Raw genomic sequence first — 21257 nt, forward strand, 5'->3', positions numbered from 1 at the left:
TTCGTCCTCGACGCGTCAGCGAGTCATCATGTCTTCGGGATTCCCGGTCAAGTGCACCGGCAGCGAGTTGTACGCCCACATGCTGGGCATCCTCGAGCGGTTGGTCGGATTCGACACCACGAGCCACAACTCCAACCTGGAACTGATCGGCTACGTCCAGGACCTGCTGTCGGCCAACGGCATCGACAGCCGCCTGCACTTCAACGAGGACCGGTCCAAGGCCAACCTGGTGGCCACGGCCGGGCCGACCGGTGACGGGCGGCGCGGCATCGTCTGGTCCGGCCACACCGACACCGTCCCGGTGACCGGGCAGGCCTGGACGGCCGACCCGTTCACGCTGCGGGTGACCGAGGACCGGGCGATCGGCCGCGGCACCGCGGACATGAAGGGCTTCCTGGCCTGCTGCCTGGCGCTGCTGTCCACCGTCGACCAGCAGGCGCTGCCCATTCCGGTCACCCTGGTCCTCACCTACGACGAGGAGGTGGGCTGCGTCGGCGCCCGCAGCCTCGTCGAGGAGATGCGGACCTGGACCGGCGAGGTGACCGGCTGCGTGGTGGGCGAGCCCACCGGCATGCGGGTGGTGGTCGGCCACAAGGGCAAGCAGAACTACCGGCTGCGGCTGACCGGCGAGCCCAAGCACGCCGCGCTCGCCTCCCAGACCGCCAACCCGATCGTTTCGGCCGCCGAGTTCATCGGCTTCGCCGAGTCGCTCAACGAGCGCTTCCGCGATTCCGGTCCGTACGACGAGCGGTTCTCCATCGGCCACTCCTGGATCAACGTCGGCCGGATCGACGGCGGCCTCAAGGCCAACATCGTGCCGGGCGACTGCACGGTGGAGCTGGAGATCCGCAACGTGCCCGACCACCCCTGCGCGGACATCGCCGAAGAGCTGCGCGGTTACACCGAGGGCGAGTTGCTGGCCGCGATGCGCAAGCGCTACGCGCCGGCCGAGGCCGTGCTGGAGCAGCTCTCCGACACCCCCTCCTTCGCGATGGAGCCGGACCACGCCTTCATCGCCCGCGCCACGGCGGCGACCGGGCAGGACGACGCGCCGGAGTACGTGCCGTTCGGGACCGAGGCCGGGCTGATCCGGGGCATCGCAGGGCTGCCGACCGTGGTGTGCGGCCCGGGCTTCATCAGCGAGGCCCACACCGCCGACGAGTTCGTCGCGCTGGATCAGCTGCGGCACTGTCTGGCGCACCTGCAGGCGATTGCGGCGACGCCCTGAGCGGAGCCCCCGCGCCGTCCCCGGTGCCCCGAACCGCCAAGCCGATCGAGAAGAGAGCCTCCCCATGACGCAGCCTTCGCACGCCCCGCTCGTACCCCGCTCCGGGCTGGGTGCGGACTACCTGGCGCACCTCGCCCGGCGCGGCGCCGCCCCCGAGGAGCTGATGCGGCAGGTCGTCGCCGACGAGCTGGTCGCGGTCGCCTACCGGGGCCGCTACCTCCCCGGCCCGGTCTTCGTCTCGGCCGCCGAACGGGCCCGGCTGGCCGCCGACCTGGGCACCGTGCACACCCTGCTGACCCAGCTCCCGGAGCGGCTGTTCGGCGGCGACGCCGGCGCCCTGGCCCGCGCCGTCGGGATGACCGAGACCCAGGCGTCGGTGGTCGAGCGGGCCACCAAGGCCGGGCAGCCGCTGCTCCCGTTGGCCCGCTCCGACTGCTACCGCGACGCGGACGGCTTCAAGCTGCTGGAGCTCAACATCACCAGCGCGCTCGGCGGCTTCGAGAACGCCGGCATCTGCCGGGCGATGCTGACCCACCCGGCGCTGGCCGAGTTCGCCGCCGAGCACCGGCTGGACTACGTCGACACCCTGCACGGCATCGTGCAGACCCTGTTCGCCGAGTGCGCCGAGCACATGGGCGACGGCAGCCGCCGGCCGGTCGTCGCGCTGGTCGACTGGCCGGAGAGCTTCAAGAGCTACGAGCCGCGGCTGAAGGTGATGGCGGCGCTCTTCGACGGCTTCGGCATCGACGCCGTCCCGTGCCACGTCGGCCAGATCAGCGAGCGCGGCGGGCGCTTGGAGGTGCACGGCCGGACCATCGACGTGGTCTACCGCTTCTTCCTGGTCGAGGAGATCGCCACCCCCGCCGACGAGGAGCTGGTCGCGCCGGTCCTCCGGGCCTTCGAGGAGGGCCGGATCGGCCTGTTCAGCCGCCTCGACGCCGAGCTGTACGGCAACAAGGGCGCGCTGGCGATGCTCTCCGACGACGAGAACCGCCACGCCTTCTCGGCCCAGGAGCGGGAGGTCGTCGACCGCTTCCTGCCCTGGACCCGGCACGTGCGGCGCACCGCCACCGACCAGGCCGGCCAGGAGATCGACCTGGTGGCGCACGCGGCGGCCGAGCAGCACGACCTGATCCTCAAGCCGACCCTGCTGCACGGCGGCACCGGCGTGGTGCCCGGCTGGACGGTCTCCGCCGAGGAGTGGCGGGCCCAGCTGGCGTCCGCCATGGACGGCCCGTACGTGGTGCAGCGGCGGATCCGCCCGGTGCCCGAACTGTTCCCCGCCAACGAGGGCAGCGGCTCGCAGGAGCTCTACCTCAACTGGGGCGTCTTCGCCACCGACCCCCAGGTCACCGGCGGTGACGGCTACAACGGCTGCCTGGTGCGCGGCAGCACCAACCCGGAGGTCGGCGTGGTCAGCATGAACGGCGGGGCCCGGGTCGCCTGCTCCCTGTACCAGAAGGGCGACGAGGACGAGTCCTCGGAGCCGGGCGGGACGACGTCATGAGGATCGCGGTCGTCGACGGCTACTCGACCGGACGCGCGCTGGTGTCCGCGCTGCGCAACCGGGGGAGCGCCTGCATCCACGTACAGAGCTCGCCGGAGATGTCGGAGTACTTCACCCGGGGCTTCGAGCCCGGGGACTACGAGACCACCCTGGCCGGCGGCGGCGAGCCGTCCGAAATCGCCGCCGAACTGACCCGGTTGGGCGTCCGACGGGTGGTGGCGGGCACCGAGTCCGGAGTGATCCTCGCGGACACCCTGGCCCACCTGATGGGCTTGCCGGGCAACCGCCACGAGACCATCGCGGCCCGCCGCGACAAGGTGCTGATGGGCCGGGTCGCGGCCGCCGCCGGGGTGGCCACCCCGCTCGGCGAGGCCTTCGACGACGCCGCCGAAGCCGAGGCCTGGTACCTGGAGCGCGGCCTGAGCGAGGCCGTGGTGAAGCCGCCGAGCAGCGCCGGCACCGACAACGTCCGCTTCTGCCGCACCCCGGCCGAGGTGCGCGAGGCCTGCCGGGTGGTGCTCGCCGCCGCCAACCTGTACGGGCAGCGCAACGCCGTGGTGCTGGTCCAGGAGCGGGTGCACGGCGTCGAGTACTACGCCAACACCGTCTCGCACGAGGGCGTGCACCGTGTGGCCGAGCTGTGGCGCTACACCAAGCGGACCGGCGGCTCCGGCTTCCCGATCTACGACTACGAGGAGCCGGTGCCGGTCGGCTCGGCCGAGGCCGCGCCGCTGCGCGCCTTCGTCGGCGCGGCACTGGACGCGCTGGGCGTGGTCTCCGGGGCCGCCCACACCGAGGTGATGATGACCGCCCGCGGGCCGGTGCTGATCGAGACCGGCGCCCGGCTGGGCGGCGGCACCTCGCCCGCCCTGGTGGAGAAGTTCTCCGGGATCTCGCAGACCGCGCTCTTCGCCGACTCGCTGATCGACCCGGACCGGCTTGCCGCCTTCGACGACACCGCCGTCACCTGGTCCCGCGCGGTGCGGAACGTCGCCTTGATCAACCACGAGGCGGGGAACGTGCGTTCACTGGACTGGACGGCGGAGCTCGAGGCGCTGCCCACGCTGGTCGGCCTCACCCACGGAGTCCGGCCCGGTGCGCTCCTCGAGGCCACCACCGACCTGATCAACTCGCCCGGATACGTCTACCTCGCCGCCGAGGACCCGGCGGACGTGGACCGCGACTACCGCGCGCTGAGAGCCCTGGAGCAGGGCGGCCTGTACCTCGGCGCGCCGGTGCAGAGAGGAATGTGATGGTGCTCGCCATCGCGCCGGTCCCCGGCATCGACAACCACCAGATGCTGGTGCTGCTGCTGCAGATCGGCCTGCTGCTCGGGGTGGCGACCTGCCTCGGCCGGCTCGCCGTCCGGTTCGGCCTGCCCGCCGTGGTGGGCGAACTCACCGCCGGCGTGCTGCTCGGCCCCTCGCTGCTCGGCAACCTGGCCCCCGGCCTCTCCGACTGGCTGCTGCCCCGCGACCCCGGCCAGATGCACCTGCTCGGCGCGGTCGCCCAGTTCGGCGTGCTGCTGCTGGTGGGGATCACCGGCGCGCACATCGACCTGGGACTGCTGGTCCGCCGTCGGCGGGCGATCGCCTGGGTGAGCGCCGGCAGCGTGCTGCTGCCGCTGGCGCTCGGCTTCGGCCTCGGTTTCGTGCTCCCCGCGGCGATGATGGGGAACGAGGGGGACCGGCCGACCTTCGCGCTGTTCATGGGCGTGGCCATCGCGGTCAGCGCCCTTCCGGTGATCGCCAAGACCCTGCTGGACATGGGGCTGCTGCACCGCAACGTCGGCCAGATCATCATCGGTTCGGCCGCGGTCAGCGACATCGTCGGATGGCTGCTGCTGTCCGTGGTCGCGGCGATGGCCACCTTCGGGCTGCGGATGACCGTGGTCGCCGAGTCGGTCGGCTACCTGCTGCTGGTGCTGGCCGTCGCCGCCTTCGTCGCCCGCCCGCTGATCCGGTGGATCCTGCAGTCGGTGGAGCGCTCGGCCGGGCGGGAGCTCAGCATCGCTGTCATCGTGGTGCTGATCGTGCTGTCCGCCGCGGGCACCCACGCGCTGGGCATGGAGCCGATTCTCGGCGCGTTCCTGTGCGGCATCGTGGTCGGCTCGCTCGGCAACGAGAGCCGCCGCTCGCTGGACTCCATGCGCACCTTCGTGATGGCCGTCCTCGCCCCGCTCTTCCTCGCCACCGCCGGCCTCCAGGTCGACCTCTCGGCGCTGCGGGACCCGCAGGTGCTGCTGGCCGGCGCGGTCACCCTGGCGGTGGCCATCGGCGCGAAGTTCGCCGGCGGCTACCTCGGCGGCCGGGCCGGACGGCTCGACCGCAGCGAGTCGCTGGCCGTCGGCGCCGGGCTGAACGCGCGCGGCGTGGTGGAGATCGTGCTCGCCTCGGTGGGCCTGCGGATCGGCGTGCTCACCCCGGCCTCCTACAGCATCGTGGTGCTGGTCGCGGTGGTCACCTCCGTGATGGCGCCGCCGATCCTGCGCCGCACCACCGGACGGATGGCCAAGACCACCGCCGAGATCGAGCGGGAGCGGGAGTTCACCGCCCAGCCCGCCTGAACACCCGTCGGCCCCATCCCCGCCTGCAAGGAGCCGTGACCCCGTGACGGTCGAGGACATCGCGTACGTAGAGCTGTACACCAAGGACAAGGTCCGGGCGCTCCGGCACCTGGTGTCGGTGCTGGGGTTCACCCGGGTCGCCGACTGCGTCGAGGTGGACCGCAGTTCGGTCCTGCTCCGGCAGGGCGCGGTCCAACTGGTCGTCACCTCCGGTCGGGGCACCTGGCGGTTCCTGTCCGACCACGGGGAGGGCGTCGCCGACATCGCCCTGAACTGCCGCTCCGTCGCCGCCGTCCAGCGCGCCGCGCTGGTGGCCGGCGCGAGCGTGCGCCGCTCGGCACACGGCAACCCGGTCGTGGCCGGACCCGCCGTCTTCTCCCACACCCTGCTCCCGGCGAGCCCGGACGGCGGTCTCACGCTGCCCGCCGGGCGTCGTTGGGCCGCCACCCCGGGCGCACCCACCCACCCGACCGGCCCGGTCCACGGGATCGACCACCTGGCGATCCGCTGCCCGGTCGATCGTCTCGAAAGCTACGCGGCCTTCTGCGAAGGGGTGTTGGGCCTCGCCCGGAGCGCCCCGGCGGAGCGGGACGCCACCGGTTCCACCGTACTCACCGGCGGCTCCGGCCGGGCGAGCCTCGTCCTCGGCGCAGCGGACTGGAGCGAGCCCGGAGTCCACCGGATCGCCTTCAGGAGTGCACCTTCCGATCTTTCAACTCCACTGGAAGGTAAGGAAAATGATGACCTCTGGAGTTACCTGTTCGAGCGTCACGCGCTCGTGTAGCCTCGCCGTCGCGGCCGATCGCATCGCGACCGGCCCTTCTTCTGATACTCCCGTTGGGCCGCACGCGCTGGGAGGAGGGTCGTGATTCCGACGAACTCCGGCGACGCTCGCACCGCCGTCCCGGAAGCAACCGGCATGCTGCTTGCCGAACTCACCAGGAACGGACGGATATCCCTCCGGCTCGCCTCGTCCCGGTTGACCGCCTGGGAGTCGATCCTGGTGCAGCACGTGCTGGGCCGGTCGGACGTCGAGTTCGTCGCCACCGCCGAGCCGCCCGCACCGGGCCTGGTGCCGGTCACCCGGTCACCGCTGGCCGGACTGAACCTCTGGGGGCCCGGCGAGCTGCCCGAAGCGGGCGCCGAACGCCTCGGCGGCCTGCGGGTGCCGCAGGAGCTCCTCGACATGGTGGCCGAAGAGACCCGGGTGGTCGAAGCCCGGGAAGCCGCCGACCGTGCCGAGGTCGAGGCGCTGCTGCGCGAGTGGGAGAAGAACGGCGAACTCGACGGGCGGCTGGCCCGGCTCGCCGACTGGGTCGAGCGGGTCGAGACGGTGTACATCCTGATCGGCCGCGAGGTCTTCTCGAAGTCCGACGCGGGAACGAACACCCTCACTCGGGAAGCCCTGCTGGCGAACCTCCGGGAATGTCCGGTCGACACCTGGCGGCCGGCCGACCGGCTGTTCGTCGTCCTGGCCTACGCGTTGTTCCTCAGCGGCCGGTCGGTGCGGTTCGAGGAGTTCAACGGACGCCAGCTCTCCGCCACCGGAGTGCGGGAATTCCTGCTGAACCGCAACGCCCAGTACTGCGCCGCCCTGGAGCGCGATCCCGGCAACCCCGCGGCTCTGCCGCTGCTGGAACTCGCGGAGCTGATACGTGAGTTGATGTACGAAGTCGACCGCTCGCAGCTGATGCGCTACCGGCGGATCAACGGCCTGACCTTCGTCAAGAACGAGCACATGCTGGAGTTCCCGCTCCCGCGCGACCCCCAGGAGATGCCCGATCTGATCGCCCGGCACGGGCAGTCGAATCTCGGCATCACCCCGAGCGGCAACGTCCGCGAGGACCTGCGGGCGATGACGGTGGCCGCCGTCGCCCTCGACGCCGCGGCAGCGTCCGAGGAGGTCGGCCGGGAGCACAGCGCGGTCGGCGAACTGCTCGGCGCGATCGTGCTGTCGGCGATCATGACCACCGACTCCGACTACGGCATGAGCAGCTCGGTGCGCGACCTGAACGGGCTGCGCGGCGCGCAGCCGGGCGGGCCGGACGGCGTGTTGGCGCTGAAGAAGGGCGATTTCTTCTGCTGCTGCCTGCCGAACCCCATCCGGATGGCGCACGTCGGCGAGGAGACCACCCCGATCATCTGGCGGGCGGCCCAGCGGATGATGTACAACCGCTGGCACTTCGCGCCCGGCGAGTACGACCGGGCCGAGATCCCGGAGAAGCGGCACTACTTCTTCCCGCCGCAGATCCCGGACATCGCGGAGCACTCCGAGTTCCACCACGGGGGCCATGTCGCCTCCCGGGTGCGCTACACGCTCCGCGCGCCCGGCGCGCAGGTCTGGCACCCGCCGTTCAGCGTGTTCGGCCGCGGCTACCGGGGCTGCTACGACATCCGGCTGGTCCGGATGGAGGGCCCGCCGTTCACCATGACCGAGCTCGTCGACGCCGTCCGGCACTGCTCGCTGGTCGACGAGATGTGGCGCACCCTCGCCCAGGGCCTGCAGGACGGCACCCTGCCGGTCGGCCCGGTCGGCGGCTTCGACAAGGCCTGGTACGCGTCGCAGGCCTGGGAGCGGCTGCGCCCGTATGCTCTGGCCGCCGGCGACCTGGCCGGAGTCCAGGCCGCCTGACCGCAGCACCGTCCCATCCTCTCCCCACCCTCCAGGAGGACCAGCACCGTGGCCGATCAGAGCGCGGGCTCCACTCTCGACCTCACCGCGCCCGTACCCGACACGCTCAACACCGTCGCCATGACGGGGTGCCAGGACGGTGTGCACCGGATCAGGTTCCGGGTCGGCGACGAGATCCGTTCGCTGACCCTTGCCGAACTGGACCGCGGTGCGGCCCGGGTGGCCTGCCACCTGCACGCCGCCGGCGTGAAGGCCCGCGACCGGATCGGGATCATGTCCCGCAACCGGATCGAGTGGGTGCTGCTCGACCTGGCCGCGGTCAAGCTCGGCGCGGTGGTGGCCGGCCTTGAGCCCGGCCGCTACCGGCCGGAGCAGGTGATCGCCGACTTCGGCCTCACCCTGCTGTTCGCCGAGGAGGGGCCGGAGGAGGGCGGCGTCCGGGACATCGCCACCGTGGCGGCCTGGGCCGAGGACGCCGAGGCCGACCCGGCGTCGCTGCCGGCCCGCCGGCCGTACGATCCGGCGGACGTCTTCGCGATCAAGCAGACCTCGGGCTCCACCGGCGTGCCCAAGGGCATCGAGGTGACGGTCGCCAGCGTCAACCGGTCGATCGCCGCCGTCCAGGAGATGTTCGATCACCGCGACGGCGACAACGTGCTGGTCTTCCTGCCGGTGCGCTTCCTCCAGCAGCGCTACTGGATCTACTCGGCGCTGGCCAACGGCCACGACCTGACCCTGGCCGACCGGGCCAACGTGATCGAGGTGGCGCAGGCCACAGGACCGACCGTGATCATGGGCGTTCCGGGCTTCTACGAGCAGGTCAAGGCCCGGCTCGAGGCAGCCGGCGCGCCCGCCGACCCGGACGGCCGACGGGCCGCGGTGCAGGCCGAACTCGGCGGCCGCATCCGCTACCTGTGGACCGGCTCGGCCCCGGCCGGCCGGGCCATGCTGGACTTCTTCAACGACTGCGGCGTCCCGCTCTACGAGGGCTACGGCCTCAACGAGACCTGCATCGTGTCCAAGAACCACCCCGGCGCGTACCGGGTCGGCAGCGTGGGCAAGGTGCTGCCGCACAAGCGGATCCGCTTCGACCAGGACGGCATCCTGATCGTCGGCGGCCTCGACCCGGTGAACACCCGCTACACCTGGTGCGGGCCGGGCGTGAACGAGAAGACCTACCTGCCCACCGGCGAGGTCAAGACCTTCGACATCGGCCACGTCGACGAGGACGGCTTCCTCTACATCGACGGCCGAGTGGACGACATCGTCACCCTCAGCGGGGCGCTGAACATCCTCGTCCCGGCGGTCGAGGAGCGGCTGCGCGAGCTGCCCGAGGTGCACGACTGCGCGGTCTTCGGCGACGGCAAGCCGTACCTGACCGCGGTGGTCTCGCCGGCCGCCGCCGACACCGACCCGGAGGCCCTGGCCGCCGCGGTCGGCCGTCTGAACGACGAACTGCGCTACGAGCAGCGGATCTACGGCATGGTGGTCGCGGGAGAGCGGTTCTCCGTCGACAACGGCCTGCTGAACGCGCAGTTCAAACTGGTGCGCAAGGAGATCAGCCGAGTGTACGGCGACGATCTCGACCTGGTGTACCAGAAGCACACCGTGTACAACGACGGCACCAAGGACGGACTGCCCGTCCTGGTGACCGCCGCGGTCGGCCGACCGCGCACCGAGAAGTCGGAGGAATGATGGGCTGGGAGAAGCTGGCGGACACGGTGCTGTCCAACGACCGGGTGACGCTGCGGCGGGTCCGGATCGGTGACGTCGAGGAGTTCTCGCGGATCGTCTACGAGCCCGAGACCTGGGAGTACTTCGTCACCCGGATCGCCACCCCGGAGGACCTCGACGGCTTCGTGGAGGCCGCGGTCAAGGACAGCCTGAACGGCACCCGGATCGTCTACGCCATCGTCGACAACGCCACCGGCCGGATCGTCGGCTCCAGCGCGTACGGCAACCTGGCCAAGGCGGACCGACGGGTCGAGATCGGCTGGTCCTGGGTCTGCTCGGCCGCCCGGCGCACCGGGATCAACCGGTCCGCCAAGCTCGCCCTGCTCGACCACGCCTTCGGCGAGCTCGAGTGCGAGCGCGTGGAGTTCAAGACGGACGTGCTGAACACCGGGGCCCGCCGCGGGCTGGCCGGGATCGGCGCGACCGAGGAGGGCGTGCTGCGCAGCTTCAACTACATGCCCGGCGGCCGGCGCCGCGACGTCATCTACTACAGCATCCTTCGCGACGAGTGGCCCACCGTGCGCAGCGAGCGCTTCAGCGGCCTCACCCGGGGCTGACCCGGCTCCTGCCAGGCATCTCACCGCAGTTCACCGAGGGGGACGAGCACACCGTGGACACCGAGGACTTCGTCTTCGAGGGCAACGGCCAGAAGATGACCGCGACCCGGACGGCTCCGGCCGACGGCTCGCGACCAGCCCTGCTGGCCCTGCACGGCCTCGGCGAGACGTCGAGCCGCCACCGGATCCGCTACCTGCTGGAAGAGCTGGAGCCGACCGGCCTCGGCTGGCTCAGCTTCGACTTCTCCGGCAACGGGGACAGCACCGGACTGCTGCGTGAGTCCACCCTGCGCGGGCGGCTGGCGGAGACCCGGGCCGCCGCCGCCCACCTGGACCGGGACCGTGCGCCCGTGCTGATCGGCACCAGCATGGGCGCGCACCTGGCCGCCGCCCTGACGCCGCAACTGCGTCCGCGCGCCCTGGTGTTCTTCTGCCCCGCGGCCTACCCGGCGTCCGCCGCCGACTCGCCCTTCGACGGCAGCAGCCTCGCCCGGCCCGGCAACTACCCCGACTCGCCGGCCTACGCGGGCCTGGCCGAGTTCGACGGCGACCTGCTGATCATCGGCGCCGCCGAGGACCAGGTGGTCGCCCGGACCGTCGTCGAGGGCTACCTGGACAGCGCCGAGCGGGCCCGCTCGACCGAGGTCCTCTGGCTGGAGGGCTACGACCACTTCGTCCACCGCCGGCTGCCCGACGAGCCCGCCGACCGGGAGCGCGTGGTGCGGACGATCCGGCGCGTGCTGTCGGCCTCGATCTCGATCCCGTCGCCCAGGCAGGCGACCGACCCGGCAATCGACCCGCAGAGGGGCTGAACACGATGGCGATCGAACCCAACTACCTGAAGCGGCGGGACCTGGAAAGCCTTCGGGCGGTGGAGGCGGCGTTCACGTCCGGACCGCTCGCCGACGCACTGGAGACCGCGCCCGACATCGAGCGCCGCACCGGACTCACCCGCGAGGAGTTCGACGCGGAGTACCGCGCCAAGGGCCGCCCGGTCGTCCTCGAGGGCTACGCCGCGAACTGGCCGTCGGTGCGCGGCTGGACCTTCGACAACCTTGCCGAGCGCTGCGGGGACGTCCCCGTCGTGGTCGACAGCTACAGCAGTGCGGCGGCGAGGAAGACCACCTTCGCCGAGTTCGTCACCATGCTCAAGGAGAGCGCCGGCACCGGTGCGGCCCCGCTCTACCTCCAGGAGTGGTACTACAAGACCGCCACCCCGGAGCTGGCCGAGGACATGCCCGAACTGGACATCGCCCAGTACGACTTCCGGCGCAGCCTCTACGGCGACGCGGCCTCCACCAACCACCAGCTGTGGCTCGGTCAGCAGGGCGGCATCACCCGGCTGCACCAGGACTCGTACTCGGTCGACGTGCTGCACGCCCAGATCGTCGGCGAGAAGCTCTGGTACGTCATGGGCCCCGACGCCGAGCTGCTCCCCGGTCCGGACGGCCGACTCGACGTCCAGGCCCTGCTCGACTCGCCGGCCACCCAGCTCACCCGCTTCGTGCTCAAGCCGGGCGACGTGCTCTACCTGCCGGCCTGGTGGTTCCACCGGATCGTGCTGCTGAGCGACTCGATCGGGCTCGGCCGCAAGGCCCTGGACGAGGCCAACCTGCGGCTGCACGTCCGCCAGCGGATCGGCGAGCTGCTCGCCCTCGCCCTCAACCCCGAGGAGCTGAAGGTGACCCACTCGGAGCTGTTCGACGTGGTGATGGCGCGCGGCCGGGCGCTGGCGCACCAGATGGACATCGACCTCTCCCGCCTGCGCCAGTAGGACCCGAGAGCCCGAGGTCCGAGTAGTCGAGTTCTGGAAAGGCAGTTCCCGTGACGGGACGACACGTACTGTTCGTCGGCGGGCCTGGGCACGAGGTGCCCAAGGCCCGTCGGCTGGGTCTGCGTTACTCGATGATCCAGATCCCCGAGCGGGACAACGCCGACCACCGGGCGGGCGCGGAGAACTACGCCGTGCTCGACTACCGGAAGTCGGAGGAGATCCTGCCGGTGGTCCGGGAGTGGCACGCCGCCGACCCCTTCGACGCGGTGCTCTCCTTCACCGAGTACGGCCTGGAGCCGGCCTCCCGCTGCGCGCACGAACTCGGCGTGGCCGGCGACAACCTCCAGGCGGTCCTGGCGACCCGGGACAAGACCCGCACCCGGGAACTGCTCGACCGCCACGGCCTCAGCCCGGTCCGCCACCGGGTGTGCGCCGACCCGGCCGAGGCCGGCGCGTTCATGGCCGCCCTCGGCGGCGGACCAATCGTGCTCAAGCCCACCGCCGGCGGCCTCAGCGAGGGCGTGTACCTGGTCACCGAGGACAGCCAGATCGCCGAGCGCTGGACCTGGACCACCCGCTGGACGGACGGGCCGGTCCTCGCCGAGGAGTACCTCGACGGGCCCGAGTACAGCGTCGAGTCCCTCTCCCGGGACGGCAAGCACGAGATCGTCATGGTGACCGAAAAGCTCACCACCGGCGCCCCCGGCTTCGTGGAGCTCGGCCACCAGCAGCCCGCCCGGCTCGCCCCGGAGGTGCGCGAGGCGATCGACGCGCTGGTGCTGCGCTTCCTCGACCTGATCGGGCAGCGCACCGGCCCGGTCCACACCGAACTGCGGGTGACCGCGGCAGGCCCCCGGCTGATCGAGGCGCAGACCCGGGCCGGCGGCGACCAGATCTGGGAGCTGACCGAACTGGTCACCGGCGTGGACGTGATCAGCGAGACCTTCGCCGGTCTGCTCGACCTGCCCGCGCCCGCCCGTACCCCGCGCGCCCAGGGTGCCGCGATCCGCTTCCTCGCCTTCGAGCACACCACCGTCGGCGAGGTCCACGGACTCGAGGACGCCCGGCGGGCACCCGGCCTGGTACGCATGGTCTCCACCCTGACGCCCGGCCGGGTGCTCACCGACCTGGCCTCCTCGGACGGTCGGCAGGGCTACGTGATCTGCCAGGGCGAGTCCACCGCCGACGCGGTCGCCAAGGCCGAGGCCGCCCGCGACCTGGTCCGGCTCGAACCCGCCGCGCAGCAGGCCGTATGAGCGAGCCGACCGCGGCCGACGCTGCCTCTGCCGCCCGCAGCGGCACCCGTTCCATCACGCTGCACTACTTCATGACCAACATGGGCCTGTTCGGCCTGCTCTCCACGCTTGCGGTGTCGCTGACGGCGGCCGGCTTCAGCGGCGGGCAGACCGGCTTCCTGATCCTGGTCTTCACCATCGCCAACAAGGTCTCCAAGGTGCCGCTGGCGCGTTGGCTGGACCGGATATCGGCGTCCCTGTCGGTGCTGCTCGGCTGCCTCACCGCGGCGGTCGGCTTCACCGGACTGCGGGTCGCCGGCGGACTGCCCGCCACCGCCGCCACCCTCGCGCTGGCGGGCCTGGGCGTCTCGGTCAACGCCCTCGCCAGCAAGCAGCTGGCCGCCGAGGCCAGCGACCGCAGCGGGGACCGCGCCCGGCTGTTCTCGCTGATCAACATCGCGGTCAACGTCGCCTCCGCACTGGCCGCCCCGGTGGCCCTGTTCTTCGTCCAGCGCCATCAGCACGGCTTGGTGCTCGGCGGAGTCTCGGCGGTCTACTGCCTGGCCGGCCTGACCACCTTCCTCAACTACCGCCGCCTGCGGATGGACAGCCGGGTCCGTGCCCCCGACTCCTCGCTGCGCGGCTACCTCGACATCCTCGCGCTGCCCGGCATGCGCTCGTTCATGCTGATCAACCTGCTCGGCTGGTGCTGCTACGGCCAGCTCTTCAACGCGCTGGCCCTGCACGTCTCCTCCGACACCGGGGCCACCGACCGCCTCGGCTGGCTGTACACGCTGAACGCGCTGCTCATCGTGGTCGCCCAACTCGGCGTCACCCGGCTGACCGAGAAGCTCTCCAAGGGCCGACAGACCGTCACCACCGTCGCCGCCTACACCACCTTCGCGCTGGCCTTCACCACCGTCTACCTGATCCCCGGCTACTCCGGCGCGGTGGTCGGCGTGGTGCTGTTCACCATCGGCGAGATGATGTTCGTACCCACCATGGACGTGCTGCTGCTCCGGCTGCTCGGCGACCGGAGCCGCGCCCTCGGCTACGGCGTCTTCTCGATCGGCAACGCCCTCGGCGAAGCCGTCGGCGGCGGCCTCGGCGTGGCGGTCTACCGCTGGCTCGGCGACGGCGGGAACGGCGCCGACTTCTGGCTGTTCGCCGCCGGGATCGCCCTGGTCTCCGCGCTGCTCACCCAGCGGCTGCGGGTGAGCAGCCCCGGCCTGCGCGCGCTCGCCGGCCGCGTGGAGCCCGCGGCGGCCGTCGACTGACGACCCCGTCCGGGGCGAGCCGCCCTGGGCGAGCGGCCTTGGGCGAGCCGTCCGGGGTGAACGGCCGGCTGAAGTTCCATCCGGTCCCGCTCCTGCGGCACCGAACAGTTCCACAAGGCGAAGGACGCGAGATGCGAGTACTGGTGGTGGGCACCAACCGGATGTGCCACGACCGACTGCACGACCTGGGACACGAACTGGTCCTGCTGATGCCCCGTGGCCGGGCCCGCCCCGACGACGCCACCGGCGCGTACCGGCACACCGTCATCCTCGACGCCGCCGCCCCCGAACTGTGGGTCGCCGTTGCCGAAGTACTGCACGCCGCCGCCCCGTTCGATGCCGTGGTCGCCTTCAACGAGCACACCTACCGGATCGTCGAGGCCGTCGCCGACCGGCTCGGCATCCCGACCGTGGTCGACGTCGAACTCTTCGAGCGGGTCCTCGACAAGGCCCGCACCCGGGAGATCCTCGACCGGCACGGCGTCCCCGGCTGCCGCCACCGGCTCGCCCGCGACCGCGAGTCGGTCCGCAGCGCGGTCACCGCGGTCGGCCTTCCCTGCATCGTCAAGCCGGTCGACGGCGAGGCGAGCGCCGGCGTGGCCCGGATCGACACCGCCGACGACCTGGACGCCGCCCTGCAGCGCCTCGGCGAGCAGCAGCTGGAGCGCGGAGTCATCGTCGAGGAGTTCCTGGTCGGCGAGGAGTTCAGCGTCGAGGCCCTCTCGACCGGGACCCGTCACCACATCCTCGCGATCACCAAGAAGTACAAGGACGCCCGGACCTTCGTCGAGCGCGGCCACCTCGTCCCCGCCCCGCTCGCCCCGGCCGCCGAGGCTGCGATCACCGCGTACGTGGAGCGGGTGCTGGACACCCTCGGCTTCCACGACTGTCCCTCCCATACCGAGCTCGTCCTCACCGCCGACGGCCCGCGGCTCATCGAGACCCACAACCGGATCGGCGGTGACTCGATCATGGACCTGGTCGAGCTCGCCACCGGCGTCGACGTGCACGAGCTGGTGGCCCGTCAGGCCATCGGCGAGGACGTGTCCCCGCTGCTGGCCGCCGCCGGCACCGAAGCGAGTGCGGCCGCCGTCTGGTTCGCCGACCCGTCCGGACCGCCGAGCAACGTCCTCACCGAGATCCAGGGAGTGGAGGAGGTCCGCGGCCTGCCGCACGTCCACCGGGTCGACCTGCTCAAGCAACCCGGCAGCCCGCAGACCACCGTCCGGCAGAGTTCCGACCGCTCCGCCGCCGTCCTCGCCGTCGGCGCCACCGCGGCCGAAGCCCTGCACCACGCGCGGGACGCGGTCGCCGCCCTCCGCTTCCGCTACACCTGGATGCCCGAGGCGAACGACTGACCCTCCGGCGGAGTCGACGAGGACGTCCGGCTCGCCGAAGACGGCAGCGGCGGCCTCCGCCCCGGCCTTGAACCCCTCGCGGGTGCACGCCCCTTGGCGCGGGGCCGGGATCACGGCTCGTGTGATGATCTTGCCTCGGCATACGGATCCAGCAGGGATCCCGGGGGAGGGAACCATGGGAAAGACGGACGCCAACGGCGTCGACCTGTCCGGCGCGACCGGCAGGCTCATCCAGACCGTCGACCTGGTGAAGGGCCCGGCGCCGCAGGCGATCGCGACCGACACCCGCCACGGATGGGTCTTCGTCCTCCAGATGGAGAGCGGCGACCAGGACGACATCGAGAAGGGCAACATGCGGCTCAACCGCATCAACCGGCTGACCGGCGAGGTCGACGGCTCGATGCAGCTGCGGGGATTCGGGCACGGGATCTCGATGGGCGCGGAGCCGCAGGAGGACGGCACGACGTACCTCTGGACCGAGGTCGGCCGCTCGCTGCACTACAGCAGGCGGGACGACGGCACGATCAAGGCCGCCTTCGGCAAGGCCGTCACGCGGTTCGTGTTCGACCCGGGCACGATCCTCGACGCGGACGATCCGGTGCTGCGGAAGTTCACGCCGCCCGGCAGCACGGCGGGCACCGGGCCGTCGATCGACCCGGTGAACAACCTGCTGTGCGTGATGTACCACAAGAACGGCCGCCGTCACTTCACCCGTTACGACCTCGCCGCGGCCGCCGCCGGCACCTGGGTCCCGGTGGGCACCACCTTCGTCGTGAAGGAATGCAAGGACCTCGTCCCCCCGCCGCCGGACTGCGTCGACGAGGACGTCACCCCCGCCGTTCCGTCGCGCTACCCGCTGGAGCCGGAGCTCACGTCCCAGGGCTACGCCGTCCTCGGCGACGTCCTCTACTGGTACCAGTGGGCGCCCTACCTCGTCGACAAGGACCCGAACACGCTTCCCGCCGACGGGTTCCCGGGCGTCGCCTTCCTCACCTCCTACGACTGGGCGACCGGCAAGCGGTTCGACCGGCAGGTGGTCACCACCGCCGGCGGCCTCACCCGGCGCGAGCCCGAGGGCGCCGCCATCGAGGTCGACCGAGAGACCGGGGAGACCCGGCTGCTGATCGGCTTCAGCAACACCGTCCCCGGCAAGACCGATTCGCGTGACGTCACGATCAGCTGGTACCCGACGAGGCCCGCGGTCGGCGGCGTCCGGGTCCTCGCGGACTGGGAGGACCTCGCGCTCGAAACCGTCGTCAAGCCCGGCGCGCAGCGCCCGCGCGGGCGCCTGATCTCCTACGCCGGCACCACCTACCTCCAGCTGCGCGGCACCCTCACCGCCACGCCCGGCCTGACCGAGGACAGCAAGATCGCGACCCTGCCGCACCGGCTGCGCCCGACCCACCCGACGCGCGCGAGCGTGCCCCGCAACAACAACGCCGGGCGCTGCGTCTGCCGCGTCGAGACGGACGTCAGCGGGGCGCTCCGGGTGTACGGCGCCTACAGCGACAACGCCATCACCTGGATCGACCTCGACGGCGTCTCCGTCGTCTGGCGATGAGCCCGGTGAGCCCGACGGGCCCGATGAGCCCGACGGGCCCGATGAGCCCGACGGGCCCGGTGAGCCCGCCGAGCCCCCGTCGCTCAGCCGCCACGCCCGCGCAGCCGTCCGTCCACCCCACCCGATCCGGAGGATCGACCATGACCGAGCACACGACCAGCCGCCGCGCCCTGCTCACCGCCGCCCTCGCCGCCCCCGCCGTCGCCGTCGGAGCCCCCCTGCTCACCGCGGCCCCCGCCGCCGCCGTCGACCCCGCGGACGGCTGCCAGATCCTCGTCGACTGGAAGCCGATCACCCTGGAGACGGTCGTGAAGAACGACCTCGTCGCCCCGGCCGAAGCCCGCGTGATCCGCCTCGCGGGCACCGAGTTCCTCCAGCTGCGCGGCCTGATCACCGGCACGCTCACCGCCGACGCCCTCCTCGGCACGCTCGACTCCGACATCCGTCCGGCCAAGGTGACCCGCGGCGTCTGCCCCCGCAACAACAGTCAGGGCGTCAACTCCGTCCGCATCGAGGTCAACACGGCAGGCGAGCTCTGGGCCTACGGCCCCCAGGCGGCGACCAAGGTCACCTGGATCCAGCTCGACAACTTCTCGTCCGTCATGCGCTGAGGCGGCGGCGGTCATGGGCGTCCGCAACCGGCTGCGGAACCGGGCCGTCGACTGCACCTGAAAACGTGCCCGGCCCGGCCTGCCACCCGCGGCCGGGCCGCCCCGGGCCGCTGGGGCCAGGGGCGGTGGGGCGGTGCGAACAGGTCAGGTCAGGTCAGGTGCCAAGGCCTTGCGGACGGCGGCTTCGACCAGGGTCGCGGTGTTGGCGTGGCCGGCGGCGTTGGGGTGCACGAGCGTGGCCCGGTTGCCGCCCGAGCAGGTCAGGGTGAGCGGGCCGACGGCGAGTTCGTTCGGCCAGTACGGGCCGGCCTCGCCGCAGACTCCCTCGACCCACTTCGCGGCCCGGGGCTGGCAGGCGTCGTGGCCGACGCTGGAGGCGGCGGTGTCGACGTAGGTGTCGTCGCTCAGCTCCGTGATCGCTTCGATGATCGCGTTGAGGTGGGTGTTCACCTCGCCCAGCCAGGCGATGTCCCCGTGGGTGGCCGAGATCCGGCCGATGTCCTTGATGTCGGCCGCCAGTTCGGTGGTGTCCTGGCGGTCACAGGTGGTGGGGTCCTCCGGGGCGATCGTGGGGTAGCCGACCGTGATGACCTTGGCATGGGGCGCCTTCTCGTGCACGGCGCGCAGCATGCCGGCGTACTCCCGGGTGACCCGGTCGTACTTGTCGTAGATCGACTCGGGGTCGAGGAACGGGCCGCCGGCCTCGTAGGCGTCCCGGCAGGGGGTGGCTTCGTCCGGCTGGCCGATGCCGGCGATCAGGCAGGACGTGAGGATCTTGCCGAAGGGCAGGCTGTTGCCGCCGACGCCGATCGTGACCACGTCGGTGCTCGCGCTCAGTCCCGCCCGGTCCACCTGTGAGACCACACTGGGCCAGCCGTCCGCTGGGGCCTGCACCGGGCTGATGGGGGTCTGCCGGGCCGAGGCGATCTCGGCGATGGTGGCGCCGCCGCAGCTGAAGTCGGTCAGCTGTACCAGCCGGCCCGCGGGCGGTTCCGCCGTAAGCCTGCGTTCGACGAGGTTCGGGTACGCGCCCGTCGTGCGGTCGCAGCCGTCACGGTCCGCGCTGCCGAGCTCCGGGCGGGGGTAGCCGACGAACACGCCGGCCGTGTACGAGTCGCCGAGCGCCGCCCACTGCGCCGGCTCCGGTGCCGCCGAAGCCGAGCCGCCCGGGACGGCGGCCGCGAGGGCCAGTGCGGTGAGCGCGCCCAGCGCGACCCTGCGCGCGAAGGATGTCTGGAGGTGGAACACGTAGCCTCCTGAAAGCAGGAAACAAACCAAGCGGTCTATAACGCTCCGTACTCAACCAGTCGCGCTTCGCGGTGGTCCACGGTCCTGATGATCATTCACTCCACCGTGTCCGAGGCCGGGCCCGTCCTCAGCCGATTTCGTCCCTACTGCCTAGTCGTCGGCGGGCTCGTCGATCGGCCAGGCGATCTCCATGCGGTTGTCCGGGTGGTCCGGTGTCCCGGTCCACCGGCGGTAGACCATCCGGACCGGGCCTGCGAAGGCGAAGCCGTGCGTGGTGATCCAGTCGGCGACGGCGTCGTACGCGCCGAGGATTTGGGGGAACGCGGCGGCCGCGCCCTCGACCTCCGTGCAGGCGAGGGCGCTCTCGGGCAGCTCGCGCACGGTCATGCCCTCGGGCAGGTCCGTGGGCTGCGCGCCGCCTTCCCAGAACGGCAGGCACGCCTCGACGAGCGTTTCGTTCTCGTCGTCGCACACCCCGTGGAACCGGACGAAGGCGGGCCCGGTGAAAGTGAGGGGGCCGCGCCCGGCGACCTCGTAGATCTCCTGGTAGGCGACGCGGAGGAAGGCGTCGAGCCCGGAGTTGTCCAGGGTCGCCCCACGGACGAGGATCCGTTCGGCGGCGCCCTGGCGGACGGTGACGCGGTGGGTCATCTCTGCTCCTTCGGTCATTCGGCTCAGCAGGCTGTGGACCAGGGAGCGCTGCACCTCCAGCCGCCGCTCGGCCGCCCGTAGATGCGCCTGCAGGGCGGCGGCGATCTCCTCCTCGCCGCCGCCGAGCAGCCGGCGCACCTCCTCGACCGGGATGTCCAGCTGCCGCAGCGCCCTGATCGACTGCGCCGTACGCACCTGGTCACGCCGGAAGTACCGGTAGCCGCTCACCGGATCGACAAACGCCGGCACCAGCACGCCACTGGCGTCGTAGTGCCGAAGCGCGGTGACCGAGAGGCCGCTGGCCTGCGAGAACTGCCCGATCGGCAGCAGGTTTCTCCTGTCCACGGCACTGACTGTGCCGTCTCGCGTTACCCGAGAGTCAAGCCCGTCCCCAGGTTTCTGATCAGCCGTGCCAGATCCCGGTCGCGGCCGTGACCCGCACGTAGTCCGCGAAGTCGCGCGGCTCACGGCCCAATGCCCGCTGCACGCCGTCGCCGAGGGTGGCGAAACGGTTCTCGCCGATCCACCCGAAGAGCGTGTTCAGGAGGGCGGTGAAGTCCTCCGGCAGGCCCTGCCGTGCCGCATAGGCCGTGAAGTCGTCCGGAGGGACGGGGCGGTACGCGATGACCCGCCCCGTCGCCCGGGCGATCTCGTCCGCCACCTCATCCAGGCTCAGCAGGCGCGGACCGGACAGCTCGTAGGCCTGGCCGCCGTGGCCGTCCTCCGTGAGGGCGGCCACGGCGACGTCCGCGATGTCCTCGACGTCCACGAACGGCTCGGTGCCCGCCCCGGCCGACCACACCACCTCGCCGTCGACCAACTGCCCCCGGAAGAAAGGGTCCTCGCTGAAGTTCTGTGCGAACCACGCCGGCTTCAGCAGCGTCCATTCCGCCCCGGACTCCCGCACCGCCCGCTCGCACGGCAACTTCTCCTCGCCCTCGGGAACCACCCAGTCGCGGTGCGAGAGCAGCACGAGCCGCTCGACACCGCGCGCCGCGGCCAGCTTCCCGAAGGCGCTCATCGACGTCCCCGCGTCGCTCTGCATCGAATCGACCAGATAGGCCGCTCCCACCCCGTCGAGCACCGGCTCCCAGGTGTTCTCGTCGTTCCAGTCGAAGCGGGCCGCCCCCTTCCGGGAGGCCGCGCGGACCTCGTAACCCCGCTGCCGGAGGCGGGAGAGCACACGGCGGCCCGTCTTGCCCGTCCCGCCGAGGACCAGGATCGGCTTGTCTTTCCTCATCGTCGTCATGCGATCAGTCAAACGGCGGCGCCATGCATCACAGAATGGTCCACGCGCTCACATCGATGTCTCAGCCGC

18 protein-coding genes are annotated in these 21257 nt (G+C 71.7%); 15 read left to right on the plus strand and 3 right to left on the minus strand.

Annotated elements, in window-relative coordinates:
- Window positions 1-28 precede the first annotated feature (28 nt).
- The 15 genes from argE (at window position 29) to ACFCY7_RS04305 (ending at window position 18040) form a co-directional block, all read left to right on the plus strand.
- A complete protein-coding gene (gene argE, locus ACFCY7_RS04235; protein WP_376481146.1) occupies window positions 29-1228 on the plus strand; it encodes an acetylornithine deacetylase in 1200 nt (399 codons plus the stop codon).
- A 64-nt stretch (window positions 1229-1292) separates the two neighbouring features.
- Complete coding sequence (locus tag ACFCY7_RS04240; RefSeq protein WP_376481148.1) at window positions 1293-2735, plus strand: hypothetical protein; 1443 nt, start codon at window positions 1293-1295, stop codon at window positions 2733-2735.
- The gene (locus ACFCY7_RS04245; RefSeq protein WP_376481149.1) at window positions 2732-3988 is read left to right on the plus strand and encodes a hypothetical protein; all 1257 of its coding nucleotides are present in this window, start codon (window positions 2732-2734) and stop codon (window positions 3986-3988) included. The genes ACFCY7_RS04240 and ACFCY7_RS04245 overlap by 4 nt, the downstream gene beginning before the upstream one ends.
- Window positions 3988-5301: a cation:proton antiporter gene (locus ACFCY7_RS04250; protein WP_376481151.1), complete on the plus strand. Its 1314-nt coding sequence runs from the start codon at window positions 3988-3990 to the stop codon at window positions 5299-5301. The genes ACFCY7_RS04245 and ACFCY7_RS04250 overlap by 1 nt, the downstream gene beginning before the upstream one ends.
- A gap of 43 nt (window positions 5302-5344) precedes the next feature.
- Window positions 5345-6085: a hypothetical protein gene (locus ACFCY7_RS04255; RefSeq protein WP_376481153.1), complete on the plus strand. Its 741-nt coding sequence runs from the start codon at window positions 5345-5347 to the stop codon at window positions 6083-6085.
- An 81-nt stretch (window positions 6086-6166) separates the two neighbouring features.
- Complete coding sequence (locus tag ACFCY7_RS04260; protein ID WP_376481155.1) at window positions 6167-7933, plus strand: hypothetical protein; 1767 nt, start codon at window positions 6167-6169, stop codon at window positions 7931-7933.
- Window positions 7934-7981: 48 nt separating this feature from the next.
- Window positions 7982-9628 carry an AMP-binding protein gene (locus tag ACFCY7_RS04265; protein WP_376481157.1) on the plus strand — a complete coding sequence of 549 codons (1647 nt, stop codon included), beginning with the start codon at window positions 7982-7984 and terminating at the stop codon, window positions 9626-9628.
- On the plus strand, window positions 9625-10224 hold the full coding sequence (locus ACFCY7_RS04270; RefSeq protein ID WP_376481159.1) for a GNAT family N-acetyltransferase: 600 nt from the start codon (window positions 9625-9627) through the stop codon (window positions 10222-10224). Before ACFCY7_RS04265 ends, ACFCY7_RS04270 begins: the two co-directional genes overlap by 4 nt.
- Before the next feature lie 53 nt (window positions 10225-10277).
- On the plus strand, window positions 10278-11036 hold the full coding sequence (locus ACFCY7_RS04275) for an alpha/beta hydrolase (RefSeq protein ID WP_376481161.1): 759 nt from the start codon (window positions 10278-10280) through the stop codon (window positions 11034-11036).
- Between the two features lie 5 nt (window positions 11037-11041).
- Window positions 11042-11998, plus strand: coding sequence for a cupin-like domain-containing protein (locus tag ACFCY7_RS04280; protein WP_376481163.1), 957 nt, complete (start codon window positions 11042-11044; stop codon window positions 11996-11998).
- Window positions 11999-12048: 50 nt separating this feature from the next.
- Entirely contained in the window at window positions 12049-13254 is a 1206-nt protein-coding gene (locus ACFCY7_RS04285; protein ID WP_376481165.1) for an ATP-grasp domain-containing protein, read from the plus strand.
- Window positions 13251-14510, plus strand: a complete 1260-nt coding sequence (locus tag ACFCY7_RS04290; RefSeq protein ID WP_376481168.1) for an MFS transporter — start codon at window positions 13251-13253, stop codon at window positions 14508-14510. Before ACFCY7_RS04285 ends, ACFCY7_RS04290 begins: the two co-directional genes overlap by 4 nt.
- A gap of 131 nt (window positions 14511-14641) precedes the next feature.
- Complete coding sequence (locus ACFCY7_RS04295; protein WP_376481170.1) at window positions 14642-15868, plus strand: ATP-grasp domain-containing protein; 1227 nt, start codon at window positions 14642-14644, stop codon at window positions 15866-15868.
- A gap of 175 nt (window positions 15869-16043) precedes the next feature.
- Entirely contained in the window at window positions 16044-17429 is a 1386-nt protein-coding gene (locus ACFCY7_RS04300) for a hypothetical protein (RefSeq protein WP_376481172.1), read from the plus strand.
- 140 nt (window positions 17430-17569) lie between these two features.
- Window positions 17570-18040, plus strand: coding sequence for a hypothetical protein (locus tag ACFCY7_RS04305; protein ID WP_376481174.1), 471 nt, complete (start codon window positions 17570-17572; stop codon window positions 18038-18040).
- Between the two features lie 144 nt (window positions 18041-18184).
- On the opposite strand, the gene ACFCY7_RS04310 is transcribed toward ACFCY7_RS04305, so the two are convergent.
- From ACFCY7_RS04310 to ACFCY7_RS04320, 3 genes are all read right to left on the minus strand, one after another.
- Window positions 18185-19288 (minus strand): SGNH/GDSL hydrolase family protein, encoded by a 1104-nt coding sequence (locus tag ACFCY7_RS04310; protein WP_376481176.1) that lies wholly within the window; start codon window positions 19286-19288, stop codon window positions 18185-18187.
- 150 nt (window positions 19289-19438) lie between these two features.
- Entirely contained in the window at window positions 19439-20284 is an 846-nt protein-coding gene (locus tag ACFCY7_RS04315) for a MerR family transcriptional regulator (RefSeq protein ID WP_376481178.1), read from the minus strand.
- Window positions 20285-20342: 58 nt separating this feature from the next.
- A complete protein-coding gene (locus ACFCY7_RS04320) occupies window positions 20343-21188 on the minus strand; it encodes an NmrA family NAD(P)-binding protein (RefSeq protein WP_376481180.1) in 846 nt (281 codons plus the stop codon).
- Window positions 21189-21257 lie beyond the last annotated feature (69 nt).

The organism is Streptomyces sp. NPDC056361, assembly GCF_042262805.1.
Taxonomy (GTDB): Bacteria; Actinomycetota; Actinomycetes; order Streptomycetales; family Streptomycetaceae; genus Streptomyces.